This window comes from Mesorhizobium sp. WSM4808, from assembly GCF_055811675.1.
Window position 1 is genome coordinate 34,775 of the sequence record NZ_JBVVQX010000028.1, and the last position, 14,434, is coordinate 49,208.

5 protein-coding genes and 3 pseudogenes are annotated in these 14,434 nt (G+C 58.9%); 2 read left to right on the forward strand and 6 right to left on the reverse strand.

Annotation, left to right across the window (positions count from 1 at the left end; translation table 11 throughout):
- Positions 1–285 precede the first annotated feature (285 nt).
- The 3 genes and pseudogenes from AC0L2U_RS31370 to AC0L2U_RS31380 form a co-directional block, all read right to left on the reverse strand.
- Positions 286–2,175, reverse strand: coding sequence for a UvrD-helicase domain-containing protein (locus AC0L2U_RS31370; RefSeq protein ID WP_473603248.1), 1,890 nt, complete (start codon positions 2,173–2,175; stop codon positions 286–288).
- A complete protein-coding gene (locus tag AC0L2U_RS31375) occupies positions 2,172–4,508 on the reverse strand; it encodes an ATP-dependent nuclease (RefSeq protein ID WP_473603249.1) in 2,337 nt (778 codons plus the stop codon). Before AC0L2U_RS31375 ends, AC0L2U_RS31370 begins: the two co-directional genes overlap by 4 nt.
- Before the next feature lie 365 nt (positions 4,509–4,873).
- Positions 4,874–6,268 (reverse strand): annotated as a pseudogene (locus AC0L2U_RS31380) (MFS transporter).
- Positions 6,269–6,377: 109 nt separating this feature from the next.
- Between AC0L2U_RS31380 and AC0L2U_RS31385 the strand changes: the two are divergent.
- Together AC0L2U_RS31385 and AC0L2U_RS31390 are read left to right on the forward strand one after the other, a co-directional pair.
- Positions 6,378–6,946, forward strand: a pseudogene (locus AC0L2U_RS31385) (type IV secretory system conjugative DNA transfer family protein); the annotation flags it as partial.
- A gap of 75 nt (positions 6,947–7,021) precedes the next feature.
- Positions 7,022–10,363, forward strand: a complete 3,342-nt coding sequence (locus AC0L2U_RS31390) for a Ulp1 family isopeptidase (RefSeq protein WP_473603250.1) — start codon at positions 7,022–7,024, stop codon at positions 10,361–10,363.
- A 22-nt stretch (positions 10,364–10,385) separates the two neighbouring features.
- Here AC0L2U_RS31390 and AC0L2U_RS31395 read toward each other — a convergent pair.
- From AC0L2U_RS31395 to AC0L2U_RS31405, 3 genes and pseudogenes are all read right to left on the reverse strand, one after another.
- Positions 10,386–11,033, reverse strand: a pseudogene (locus AC0L2U_RS31395) (ISKra4 family transposase); the annotation flags it as partial.
- 253 nt (positions 11,034–11,286) lie between these two features.
- Positions 11,287–11,940, reverse strand: a complete 654-nt coding sequence (locus AC0L2U_RS31400; RefSeq protein WP_473603256.1) for an IS6 family transposase — start codon at positions 11,938–11,940, stop codon at positions 11,287–11,289.
- 964 nt (positions 11,941–12,904) lie between these two features.
- The coding region (locus AC0L2U_RS31405) for a Tn3 family transposase (protein WP_473603251.1) at positions 12,905–14,434 on the reverse strand (1,530 nt) is incomplete at its 5' end.

Below are 14,434 nucleotides of genomic sequence, written 5' to 3' on the forward strand. Positions count from 1 at the left end.
TCGCACTTAAGCGTCACATCGCGCCTGCCGCCCCGTCAGCTGGTTACCAGGTCGGATGGCTCAGGGCTCAGTTGCCGGTTAAACATCAACCGGAGGGATAGGCCTCTCTGTGGACAGCAAAAAGCTGTGTGCCGGGGGTACATGGAACCCCCGACTATCCAGACGCCCTTGCCGTGGGCTGCATCTGTGCCGAGCATAGCCGCTTGGCATTTAGACTATGTGGAACGATTTCCAAGACGCCACAGGTCGATAGCCCTTCTGACAGGATGGTAGGCTTATAGTGGCCTAGGCAGCGGCGAGATTGATGACGTCCTGAAGGTGAAACAGGCCGGACGCGACGATAGCGGCGTGAGCCTGCGCGGGGTCGTCCGCGAAAAAAACAACACCCAGATCGTCGCCGGCTCTGGAGCAGCAGACATAAAGAAGGCGACGGGTGCGCATTACCGTCGTTTCCTTGCCGTCCCGAATGTTCTGCTCGTCCGTGTCGGAGGGGGGCGTAATGCCGAAATACTTGCCGTAATTGAACTGATTATGGCGACCTTCTTCGTCATCGAGGATCGTGAGAACACGGCTGAATTCCGCGCCCTTTACCCCCTGATGCGTTTCGAACGGCGACTGCTCCTCAATGTAGCGACGATAGCCCCATAGCTGGCGGATTGGCGTGTGAAGGAGCTTCACCAAAGCAGCATGGTCGCCGCTTTCAACTGATGGAGCCGCAGCATCGTATTCGGCCATTGCCGCGAGGATGCGATCATCCAGCTTGAACATGCCTCCGCCCCGCAGATGCTCGAACGCAGCAAAAGCAGGGGTCGCTGAAGCCTCTCCGCAAATCTGCGCGAGTGCTTTCACCCGAGTGTCCATGTCTTTCAAAATGCCGGGCACAGCGTTCGCCTGCATGTAATCGCGCTGCAAAAAAGGCGCATGGCGACGCAGAAGGCTCATAACCTCGAACTGATCGTCATCGGCATCGGCTAGCATCAAGGGGGCCAGCAGCTTCAGCAGAGGGGTGACGGCCCAATGTGTGCCGTCATCGAAACCGTCTCTGAGACGGTCAGACGTCTTGTCGTGGAAGGCTTCGTACAGGGAGCCGAAGCCAAGGCGATTGGCGGCCATCCGGTGGGCAATCACCAAGACCTTCACGTCAGCGTCAGATTCATCGCTGAGCCAAAGGGCGTCGTTGTTGTGGTGTGCTAGCCACTGTCGCGCGTCAGCTAGGCTCTGAGTACGGTCGGTCTTCGACACCACGAGCAGTTTCGCCGAGCCTTGGACCGAAACGCGTGCGCCTCCGACCTCTTTCGTTTTGCCGCCGGTCTGAACAAGACCGTCATCGCCCGCGCGGATCTGATTGATCACATTGAGGACAGCGATAGGGCAGCGAAAATTTTCAGGCTTCTCGATAGACTTCCAGCCCTCGAGAGGTGCTATGACGCCGGCCCCGGATGTGTAGATTTTTTGCATCGGATCGCCAATGAACCCAAGGCAGAACTTACTGCCAAGCAAGGCTGAGATCGCCTGGAGTGCCGCGACGACATCCGGATCGGTGTCCTGACTCTCATCGACAAAGATGAACGGGTACTTCTGCCCGACCACTTTGGCGATGACCGGAAAGTCGCGGATCAGCTCGGTCGAAAGCTTGATAATGTCGTCGTGCCCCAGAATGCCCTTAGGGTAGTCGCTCCCGACACCGTAGGTGAAGCGTTCCACATCACTGACCGTGAGCTTTTGGGCTCGATACCGTTCGAGGTCGGCGTTTTTGCGTTCGCGCGTCGGTGCCCGCGTCCTGTTCGTAAATCCTGCAATCTCAGTTTCAGTGTCTGTGATTTTTTTGTCGAGCCGACGCCCGACCCAGCTTGCGATGTCGATCTGAAACGGCTTCACGGCCGCCCAGAGGAAGCTGTGGATCGTGGACACGTGGAACAGCGGATTGTTGCCGACATCACCCCAGATCTCGGCGACCGCGACTTCTGTATAAGTAATGCAGGCGATCTTTTTGGACCGCGCTCGGAGAGCTCGGCCTCGTGTTTTCAGAAGATGATCGAGCGCTTTGACGATCGAGGTCGTCTTTCCCGACCCTGCACCTGAGACCATCACGAACCCGGTAGACGCGTCATCGTCTAGCAAGGTTCTCAGTGCAATATCAGCCGTCGTATCTGGCTTTCCCGCGCGGCTGGTCATTGAGTCACCTGAACGTTCTGAGGTTGGGTAGGAGCTTCTGGGGCGCCCGCGACTTCAGCCGTGTCATCCGTCTCTTCTTCTACGATCGCCACGTGTTGAGTCAGCCAGTCCAAGCCCTGCTGGATGTAAGTAGGGACGACCCATGTAGCGTCACTGCTAGCCAAGAGACCCAAGGCGAAGTTGGTCTTCTTGAAATGCTGGCCTTTGACGCGCGTGTGAATTTTCGAAGCGAGATCGGTCAGCGGCATGGTTCCCGCCTTGCTCCATCGCAGCTTCAGATCGTGGTGCTCCTTCTTCTGGCACCATTCAAGGTTTTCGTAAGCGAAGGCCTCTTCGAGGGTTCGGCTCTTCAGCTCAGCCGTCTCCGCTCCCCACGTTACGGTCACGGGGCACTGATACGTCACCATCACATGCGCACCCAAGCCATTCTGGGGCGCTTGCAGCTTACTTTCAGGCGCCGCGGCCAGGAGGTCTTCAATCAGCATCTTGCCAGGGAGCCACTGGCGTAGGGTCTGGTTTGCCGTCACAGCTCCAGCCGTTCCGGCAGGGCATTTTGAGCTTGGCTTCGGCTCATCTCCTTCAGCCGTAACTTCATCATCAAGCTCATCGTCTTCGTCTTCACGCGCGTCGTTATCGCTTTGGGTAGCGGCGTTCCCATTGGCGTCCGGTGCGGCTTCAGGAGCGTCCTTGGGCCTGGGAGGGTACACGCTGTCGAGGTCCGTCACGATCAGGGTTGGCAGGCCGAGAAACTCAATCAGCTTCTGGAAGCGAAAGGCGAAGGCGCCGCCAACCTCAAGAATGCTGAGATAAGCAGCGTTCAGCTTCTCAGCGCCGTGTCCGATCATCAACGGAAGTACGAGGCGCTCGACGTTGCCCTCAACAAGGATTGCGCCGTCAGCGAAGAAGAGGTCGCAATGCGTCAGCTTCATATATCGCTGCAGGAAGTCCCGGTCTTCCTTGTTGCTCTCGTAGAAGGCTGAGAGGTTGAAAACAGACGAGCTTTGCTTGGAGCCGATTTCTGCCGAACGGCGGAAATAGCGTATCGGTTTGAAGCCCCGCTCGTACAGGATGTGCGGAGAATGTGTCGTGATCACGAACTGCGTGGCGTGAGCGTCCGCGCCTGCGGGCGGGATGAGTTCGGTGAGCTTGCGAACGAAGGCCTGCTGGAGTTGCGCGTGCATATGCGCCTCCGGCTCCTCGATGAACATCAGGTGGATTGGCTGGCGCTTTTCTTCCTCACCTTCTTCTGTAACCGACCACGCAGCATGGAGGTCGAGGAGTTCGACGCCCATGTAAATGAGGTTTTTAAAACCCAACCCGTTGTAGCTGTCGGGAAGGGACAGAGCTTCTGCACCACCGATCGCCTGTTCGAGCAGGTAGTGAACTTTGGCCTGCTGATCGCCCATCAGGCGCTCCAGCCGTAGGGCGGCGCGGATCTCCAGTGAAGGGTTGGCAAGGCCGGGATACCCGAGCTTGCGCAGCGATTTGAACGTATCCTTGAACACGTCTGAAAAATGCTTCGTCAATTGGTCTTCAGATAGCGCCAACGCGCGCAGGGCGTTGTGGTCGTCTTCGCGCTTGCTCTGGTTGCGCGTGTAGAAACGGCTGAGGCGCTTAGACAGATCTTCGGTTCGAGCCTGTGCGTTTCCGTCGCTCAAGTGTCGTTGCGCGCTCAGGAAGTCCACCTTGATCAGGGAATTGATGATCGAGTGGCCCGTGCGCTCGGTGTCTCCCAGAATCTCCTTCGGCGTATAAGTCTCGCCAGCGTTCGCGGGGTCGAGTGACGCTTCGTCGAGGATGAAATAGCGCAAGCCGTATTCATTCTTCAGCTCTCGCGCGAGGTAGTCTCGCATGTGGCGAGGCCAGGGCTTGTAGTCCGCGCCATGCTCGGCCTTGGTCTGCGCGAAATTCGCGGCCTCGGTCGCCATCCTCCGGTAGCTGGCCAGCGTCTGGGCGGCATTCTTCACGGCAAACTCAATTCGGACGCCGACGAGTGCGCCTTCCCATGCGGCTCGGGGCAGGAGATCTACGACCCGGTAGAGACTGTCCGGATCAACGCTGATCCACACATCAAGAGTTATGGCTGGAAATTCGAAGGCTTGCTCAGCCGCATCTTCTGCCGGAAAATTTTCAAAGCCCGGCCAGCAATCTGCGCTGAAATCATTGACAGTGAATTTGTCCTTAGAACCGGACAAAAATAGGTCCACAGCATGAGTTGCAGACGTTTTGCCGCTGTTGTTGGCTCCAACAAATATTGTCAGATCGTTTGCAAACTCGACGCGTGTATCTCTCAATCTACGAAAGTTCCTAAAAGTCAAAGAGTGAAGATGCATATGATTTGGCCCCCGTGGATTACTGAATATCGCTTAGGCTGTGCCATATCATGTAAACAACGGCAGGGGGAGTGACGCGAGGGCGAGACCGGCATTCTCTGCACATCAAACGACGTGGCGAAACGTGAGATTGGCGGTTGTGAGTGGAGAGCGCGTGGAGGCTCAACTAAAGCTCAAAGCTCAAACCGGACAAGCTAAGGATCGATAACTCGGTTTGTTCTCGTTTTGTGCGTTTCCAGTCGCATAAAATGGCAGACTGGAACGTCGGTCTACAGATCGGTTCCTGCAGAGGGCACCGTGCGAACCTTCCGCTCAGCCCAGGGGACGATTGCGCCTGTTCGTCGGCTGACAGCTTCATGACGACGTCACCTCGGAGGACGAGAAACGATTGTTGAGGCACGGCTACGAGCTTCCTCGGTCGTTCGCTCGATCGAAAGCGTGGAGGAAGTTCGCCACCATGCAGCGCGAGAAGATGTTCGTCTGCTTCCTTATCCGCTGCCGTGAGCCGATGATTCAAGCGAAGAAAGTCCATCCAGGTTGGCGTGCGGAACGTCTCCGTCCAAAGTGAAGGCGTTTGAAGATTGCGCTGGAGAGTCCAGTTTTGTGCACCAGCACGGCTAAGAGCGTGGCGCTTTGCGCGCATACAGCCGGGAAAGGCGTCGATATTCTTTTCGGATATGGAATAGTCGACCTTGGCAACGATCGGGCCACTCCTGCCATGTCAGGGAGTAATTCTGCGCGACGGAGCCCCAGATCCAGCTGCCGGCAGCCATATCGCCAGCGCTCAAGGCGTAGTAGATCGAGAGCGTGCGGCCGACAACCCACCTTGGGCTTGCCAGCTGCACCGACACGTCAATGCCCGTCCATGTGATAAGCCAACCCGCGCCACCAAGTGCCAGCGAAATGGCCGCCACCGGGACGGACGATGTAAGTGCAAGGCAAAGGCAACATGCTGCACAGGCGACATAGGCGAATGAATGATACCAGCCTGTGTTGGGACGTGATCTTCATTAGAAAGCTGTTGCTCATGCCCGCCATGAAAGCCCCCATTCCGAACCCGGGCAGTAAAATGCCGTAGACGATCGGGCCGCTCTTCAACTGATCCCGCACGACGAGCGGGAGCAGCGCGAGGATGGCAATGCTGGCCAAGCCGAAAAGGGTTGCACGGGCGATCGCCGCCCTGATCTCCAAGGACATCACGGTGAAGCGCAACCCGTCGTGAACAGCCGTTATCATTCTCTCACGAGGGAGAGGCGAGGAGCGAACTTTCGATTTAGTACGCCATATTGCGCCTAGAGGCGCGAGATCACTCAGCGCGGCCAGGGCGAAAGCGGCCAGCGGTCCAAAGAATACCAGGATAACGCCCCCAAAGCCGGGCCGACGCTGCGCACACGGTTGTATCCGACAGACATAAGCGTCACCGCAGCCGGAATGTCGCGCTTGTGAAGGATATCGCCGACTGAAGCATGCCAGGCCGGATCATTCAAAGCGAAGCCGCAGCCAGCCAGAAAGCCCAGTCCTGATCCGGTTACGGCTCTCGACGTGGCCCAGAGAGCTGGGAGAAGCCTCTGCGAGACTACAAGTGTAACACCATATTGGTTTAGCGGATCAAGCTTCGATGGTAACCTCATGGGGTACAGAAACGACTTTGGAAGCTGAGCAATGGATCGCGATAGCAAACGGACACGTGCAGCTGGAAGTTCATCCCGCGACGGGAGGAGGGCCGAGGACCTTGACCTTCCAGACGGGCCATTGACCATGTTGCAGAACGGTTAGTAACCGCTAACCCGCGCGATACAGCACGCGATCTTGGTAGCTTCAAATCCGCCGAGAGGCAAGCGCGACGTGCAGTTCAGGACGTTGCACTTCTTTCTGCTCGATGAATTCAAGCACTTGGGTAAGCTGGAGGCGATCGAGACCGCAATTACGACCATCGCGGGCTACAAGGGTCGCTTCATGCTCATCATCCAAAGCCTCTCGGCACTGACGGGGGCCTATGGCGAGGCTGGCAAGCAGAATTTTCTCAGCAATACCGGCCTGCAAGTGTTCATGGCCACTGCCGATGACGAGACTCCGAACTACATTTCCAAAGCTATCGGTGAATACACGTTTCAAGCCCAATCGATTTCCTACAACCAGGCGCGAACGTTCGATTGGAACATCCAGAATTCACATCAGGGTGCACCGCTGTTGCGTCCCGAACAGGTGCGGCTGCTCAACGACGAGTAGAGATCGTTCTCATCAAAGGTTTGCCACCATTGCAATTGAGGAAGGTGCGATATTTTTCGGATCGCATTCTGAAACGCATCTTTGAAAACCAGACAGGCGCCCTCCCGGAGCCGGTACCCTTGATGCAAGCAGGCGAGGGGCTCCCGGCAGAATCTCAACCCGATGAGCCGCTGCGTGGATTGGCGCAGGACTTTGACGATACAGTTTGATGTGAGGCTAGTGTGGACCCGCGAAATAGTAATCCATCCCGTGTAACAGCTTCGTCGCAGGTGCAGGACGCCGGCTTGGAAGAGGGGCAAGCGGTCCAGGCCCGGCAAGTGGGCGTTGAGCAGCACGTGGCCGAGGCCCGGAGGCTGTTCGATCAAGCTGACGAGTCGCCAGCCAATCCAGAGCAGCTTCTGCGACTGGAACAGGGTTTCAGCGATGCTTTGTCGCAGGTGCAGAACGTCGGCTTGGAAGAGGGGCGAGCGGTCCAGGCCCGGCAAGGGGGCGTTGAGCAGCACCTGGCCGAGGCCCGGAGGCTGTTCGATCAAGCTGACGAGTCGCCAACCAATCCAGAGGAGCTTCTGCGACTGGAACAGGGGTTGAGCGAAGTGCTGTTGAGCGAAGTGCCTCAGCAATGGCAGGATGATCAAGCCGCCTCGTCTTTTTTCAGCGACCCAGGGATGCCCGCTGGACCGGGTGACCTCAACAGCATCGTGGCCGACGCTTTCGCAGCGGCCGGCTCTGGGCACGCCGGAGTTGAGGCCGCCGCCCCGCCGGCGTTAGCTGCCAGCCAACAGCAGATCCGGCCCTCGCCGGATGCGCTTGACCAGGGCAACCACCTGCCACCCGAGCGGGTGATCATCAACAATGAACATTCCACAGCGCTGTTGCGGTCAGCGGAGAGGCAGACGGTCCTGAATACGCCGCTAGCCGCCGCCATTCAGCAGCCGCTGAGCGAAATCGGCAATTCGGGCGGTCGCGTGCCGATGCAGCCCCCCATGCAGCAGTTGGGTGAATTGCCATTGGAAGGGGTACCCGTTCAAGGGACAGGGTCCGAACACATCGGAAGGCTGCATGCGGCGGCCGCGCCCTCCGCAAGGGCTGAGCCCCCCGCTGCGATCAAGAACTCCATAAACGTCTCATTCGCCCTCCCCAAAGGCTTCTCCCATGGGACTCAACGCGTCCCAGAGGCGATGCTCTCTTTCCGCCATGGCCCCTTGCCGGATGCGGGCCAGGCCCGGCAAGTGAGGTTTGAGCAGCACGTGGCCGAGCCGCGCCGAGCCGATCCGGCTCCTGTCGCGAGTGGCGTCCGTGCTACCCGCTATCCCCATCTGTCGGACGAACACCGGGACGTGATTGATAAGGCGATCGCCCACGCTGCGGCTCAGCAACACCATAGCGCGCCGACGCTCGGAATATACTCGTCTGCGCTTCGCCGATTGGCGAATGATCTCGGCGCTCGTGGCCAAGCGACTGATCTAAAAAATCACCAATCCCTGGTCGATCACGTCGATACTTTCTTTCCGCAAAACAAGGACATAAAGCCGGCGTTGAACGTCCTGCGTGCGTATCATGAGCCGGGCTATTCAGCGACTGGCCGGTGGCCAGTGACGGTGCCCTCAAAGGCAGACGCGCATGTCTTGGAACAAGTGACCAGTGACAGCAGCTTGGCCCCAAGCACCCGTGGTGTCTATGGTCGTAATCTTCGCAAATTTTCTGAGGCGCTTGACAGTCGGGGCCAGACGATCTCTGGGCTGGATCACGATTCGCGGATCGAATTCGCCAAGAGGTTGTTTCCAGGCAACCGTTATCTCCGCTTGGCGCTGGAACGGGTTCGCGATAGGGAGCCCGCGTCAGACAGGATCGTGGCGGACGCTTTGGCAGCGGCCGGCTCTGGGCACGCCGGAGTTGAGACCGCCGCCCCGCCAGCGTTAGCTGCTAGCCAACAGCAGATCCGGCGCTCGCCGGATGCGCTTGACCAGGGCAACCTCCCGCCACCCGAGCGGTTCATCGTCAACAATGAACATTCGACGGCGCCGTTGCGGCCAGCGGAGAGGCAGTGGGCCCCGCAAGCCGCCGCCATTCAGCAGCCGCCGAGCGAAATCGGCAATTCAGGCGGCCGCGTGCCGATGCAGCCCCCCATGCAGCAGTTGGGTGAATTGCCATTGCAAGGGCTACCCGTTCAAGGCACGGGGTCCGAACATATCCGAAGCCTGCATGCGGAGGCCGCGCCCTTTGCAAGGTCTGAGGCACCCCCCGCTGCGATCGAGGACTTCATAAATATCTCATTCGCCGTCCCCAAAGGCTTCTCCCATGGGACTCAACGCGTCCCAGAAGCGATGCTCCCTTTCCTGGATCACCAGGGCCTCTTGCCGGACGCGGAAACGCCGGAATGGAACTACGAGATTAACGGTCACGGCTACACCGCCCGGAGGCCAGAGGGGGGCAACGACGTTTGGCTCGTCCATAGCGGTGCGATGAGGGAAGCTGCAGCGGCGGCAGTACCGGCAAGGGCTCCAGGACACGCCTTGCCTGCGACCGCCATGCTGTCAGACACCTATCGCGGTGTTCCATTAGTCGATCTGACCACCTCTTCCGATGCACGGATCGGAGCTTTTCCGTCAGGCTCGTCCAACCTCCCCCGGGGGGAGGTGCTCGGCGCCGACCTGCTGGGCGACGCCCATATCCACAGGGATTACCGGTTGCTGGAGCAGGACCTGCAGGTGGCCCACCCAGCGCTCGCCGCCCGAACGCGGCTGGTGGATCCCTTGGTCTCCCAGCAACTGCGCCGTCACGACCGGGACCCGCAACCTACATTGCTGTCCATCTATCATCAAAACGACGTCGCAGCCGACTTCGTGTTCCTGCCAGTGAACAGTGGCAATCCCATGGCTATGGTGGAGAATGATGGACGCAACGAGCATTGGTCGTTGCTGCTCGTTGATCGCCGCGACCCGGAAAGAGCGGTCGCCTATCACTACGACTCCATCCATCAGCGCGATAGACGGGGATCCAATGACGCACCTGCACGAGAGCTCGCAACAAGACTGGACGCGACCACCTTTGTGACACCCGCCATGGCCCGGCAGAACAACGGTGTTGATTGCGGCGTCTTTGTGGTGGAAGGCACGCGCGAGCTGGTTCTTCGATTGGCGAACGAAGAGCGGCCAGTCCCGCAGCTGCCGCTGCACCTCGACTATCTCTTCGCCGACCGGCAGGCGCTGCAAAACCGACTGAGGGAGGGCCGCTTGCCGCACGAGCTTGCCGCAATCCCCGCGGATGCTTTTGCAGCAGCCGGGTCGCAGGTGCAACACGCCGTCTTGCAAGAGCAGCAAGCCCGACAAGTCGCGCCAGCGCCGTTTGAACGGCACTTGGGCAAGTCGCGCGAGGCGCAGGACGAGCTGACGCGTACATTTGACAGGAACAACCTCGTGAACAGCCGCGGCTTCATCATCAACACTGAACATTCCACAGCGCTGTGGAGACCGGAGAAGAGGCAGAGGACTGATAATCCGCAAAGCCTCGCCATGGGGCGGCAGGCGAGCGAAGCAACCACGACGTCCATCAGCCCCTCCGATCAAGCCCGAGCGGAGCTGATGGCTTCCTTCAGAAGCAGAGAGCGCTCCGACGCGGGACGTTGAGCTCGATGGCTGGGGTCAGCAGAACAGCTCTTTTGACGACAGAGGCGCCGATGCGATCTCCGGACCGGTAGCTCTCGCCGTAATTGATCAGGCTGGCACTGTTGGAAGGCTATGTAGGCCTGGAACTCGCCGATTGGGGGTCAGGAACTTGCGCATGTTCGGCTAGCCTGTTTCGAGACCTTCCGGGTCGAACTGCAGGTCGGCGATTTCGTCACGGGCACGATAGACGTTACGATGGCAGAGATGCCATTTGATCCTGCGCAAGGTTTCAAGCAGGTCCTGTCCGGTCTGCTCGTCGGTGGTTTTCGAGCCCTTGCACGAACTGAAAGGACCGTGATGCGCATGGTGATATGGAACCAGTCGAGGACATGCTCGCTCGCCGGTGCGATCATTCCGCGAGCGAGCGGACTTCTTCCCCACAGTCGGTGATGAAGGTAATATCGTGATTGGCTTGGTCGCCCTGCTTCTTGAGATGGGCGAGAATGCGCCGTTGCAGCTCGCGATCATAGCCGCGGACGAAACCGATGTAGCGCGGAGCGCCGTCTTCAGGCAGCGAGCGGTCCTACGATCAGCTCGAATTTTCTTCCGGTCGTCACGGTGGCGGATGTACTCGGGAACAGGGCAGGTTCATCCAGTCGCGCGGGCAAGCATCCTGCATGAAGGATAACCGCTAAAAGGCCATGTGTTGAGCAGCGATCCAATTCGGGGCCAGAACAAGAGCTGCTCAGAATCTTGCGCTAAGGTCGAACGGAGAGTGAACGCCGGGATGTTCGCTGTGGATACGCCATTTGCCTCCTGTACCGTTAGGCCGCTTTGGACGGAGGCTTTGTCACGACCTTCTGGAGTGGAAGTGAAAAGTGGCCCGACGAGGGCGATGTCACGTTGTCTGCATATACACGCGTTGAGACCTGCGGCCGCTGATGTCAGCTGACCATGGCCACGGCTTTCCATTCCGCCATGGCCTGCAGGCGGTGAATATGTGTGGCGAGAGCGGAGCGTTTTGAGCGGGGCGGGACGAAGAGATTGCGCAGAGCCGAGAAGATCGAAACGAAGCGTTGCAGTGCTCCTGGTGATCGGAAGCCTTGCATAATCCGCTCCCGTTTTCGCAGCGGCACATGCGAATTCTCGGCACGGTTGTTCAATCCCTTATGCGACCAATGCTCGACGTCCGGCATCACCTGTCGCCTGGCTGCTCCATAGGAGCGCAGCTTGTCGGTGATCATGCGCTTCGGCGCGACGCCTTGCTTCTTCAGCAGCCGCGTCAGCAAGCGCTTGGCCGCTTTGGTGTTGCGGCGGTTCTGGACGATCTCGTCGAGCACATAGCCATCCTGGTCAACGGCGCGCCACAACCAGTGTTTCCTGCCGGCGATGGTGATGACGACCCCGTCCAGGTGCCAGACATCGTTTCGGCTCGGCCGCTTTCTGCGAAGACCTCGAACGTAATCAGGCCCGAACTTGATGCCCCACCGGCGGATTGTCTCATACGAAACCACGATGCCGCGCTCCAGCAGCATTTCCTCGACCAGACGCAGGCTCAAGGGGAACCTGTAGTAAAGCCAGACTGCATGGGCGATGATCTGCGGCGCGAAACGATGGCGCTTGTAGCTGACGGTTGCGGGTTCATGACATCGGGTCTATGCCGCAAATCCCTGAACGCGAGTTAAGTTGATAACGCCTCCTGCACCGTACTGCGCGCTATCCCCAATACGACCGCAATCTCGCGGGAGCTGGTCCCGCTTCCGGCAAGCCGAAGCATTTGTCTTAACTGTCTCATGGTCAGCCTTCTCTTTGCCGGCATCAAAATGTCCTCGTTCATCGCGAGGTAATTGATGCCAAAGTTGCTGACCCAGGAGGTAATCTTCAGTGCCGAAAACCGGCCGGTCTTTGGTTGGAATGGTGGCCGGCTTCATACCGGAATGGTGGCCGGTGTTTGATCGGAATGGCGGCCGGCTTCACGTCGGAATCCGCACATCAGTGGCTATCTGAGCAGATACGGCGAACCGACTGCATTCATTTGCTTCATCCTTGATCAATTCGACCCCGCGAAAACCTATTTATCTTTAACCTGCCTTGCCGTTTTCGATGGTGGAAGCCCTGGCAGTTTCGCCGCCACCTCAACATTGCTGAAGGCGTGCCTGAATCTGTCAAACAAGGATACGCAGTCCACTATCGCGCAGGTTTTCGGCCGCTTCGGCCCGCCGAGCGACTCACCTTACTACCTGCGCGTCTTGCCCTGACCCGTATGCCAGACTCTACATTCAGCCATAAGGAGCAGCACGCTCGTTGAATATGTGAATACCGCACATTCCGTCGGCGGAAGCGAAGTCGGTGGTGCGCGTTGTAGCGACGCCTCTGTCGTCAAAAGAGCTGTTCTGCTGACCCCAGCCATCGAGCTCAACGCCCCGCGTCGGAGCGCTCTCTGCTTCTGAAGGAAGCCATCAGGTCCGCTCGGGCTTGATCGGAGGGGCTGATGGACGTCGTGGTTGGGGGCAGAACAAGAACTGTTCCCAGCGACACGCTAAGGTCGAACGGATCAAGAACTCATGCGGCCCGTCGCAGCCCAACTGGAAGGCGAAGCGACCGGAAACCTTCCGGCAGATGCTGCTCGCTGTCCCAGGTATAGATGCCGGTCAGATTGACGTGCTCCCAGCTCAGCGGCGAGATGTGCCTGAGCAGATGATCCGGAATCTCGCGACGCATGTTGCGCAAGTGGGTGGCGGCCCGTTCGATGTAGACCGTGTTCCAGTGTACGATCGCGCTGACGACGAGGTTGAGGCCGGAGGCGCGGAAGGCCTGGCTTTCGAACGATCGGTCCCGGATCTCTCCGCGCTCGTGGAAGAAGACGGCGCGCTTCAGCTTATGTGCTGCCTCACCCTTGTTGAGGCCGGCCTGGCAACGCCGGCGTAGCGCTGGACTTGAGTACCATTCGATCATGAACAGCGAGCGCTCAATCCGGCCAAGTTCCCGTAGCGCACTTGCGAGATGGCTTTCCTTCGGTGATGCTGACAGCTTCTTCAGGATCGTGGACGGCACCACGGATCGCGTCGTGATCGACGCCGCCAGATGGAGCAGATCGTCCCAATGGTCAAGAATCAGGGTGGCGTTGATCGGGGCGCCAATGTGGTTGGATAATGCCGGATATGCATCGCCTTTCTCGAACGTGTGGAACTTCCGGTCCTTGAGGTTGCGCAGCCGAGGTGCAAAGCGTTTGCCGATCAAGGCGAACAGCCCGAAGACGTGATCACTCGCACCGCCCGTATCGGTGAAGTGTTCCTGGATATCGAGGATCGTGTCCTGATCGAATAGCCCATCGAGCACATAGGCTGCCTCGCTTTCGGTCGGACTGATCGGCAGAATGCTGAAGTAGCCGTACTGATCGGAAAGATGGCTGTAGAATTTCGATCCTGGTTCGCTGCCGTAATGCAAATTGATGTCGCCGCGCTTTGCGGCTCGGTCACTCGCGCGGAAGAATTGGCCATCGGACGATGAGGTTGTTCCGTTGCCCCACAGTCGAGAATGCGGATGTCGGGTGTGCGCATCGGTGATGCATGCTTGCGCCGCGCAATAGGTCTCCGACCGGGCATGGAACGTGCGCATCCAGCCGATCTGGTGAGCGCTGATTCCTTTGGATGCGCTCGCCATCCGTTTCGGACCGAGATTGGTCGCATCGGCCAGCACGCCGGCCAACATAGCCGTGACGTTCCTCGGAGTGTCGCCCGTGCGAACATGCGTGAAGCAATCCGCGAAGCCGGTCCATTCGTGCACCTCCCTCAACAGGTCAGGCACTTCAACCAGCGGAAAAAGTTCGCTGATCTCGGCATTCAGTTCCTCGGCCGCCGCCGGAATCTCGCCAGCCGTTGGCGTCACGATCAAGGTACCGTCTTCAAGACGAACACCTTCGAGCTTTCCGGACCGCGCTCTGTGCGCCAGACGCTTCAGGTTGAAGTCGAGCATCTGCCGCGCTTCGGCAAGCCACTGCGCGCCGTCACCTTGGACGCCCAGTCCAAGGCGGTCCTCCTCCTTCATTGTGGTGAATGTCGACCGCGGCATCAGATGCTCGTCGAGCGGCCG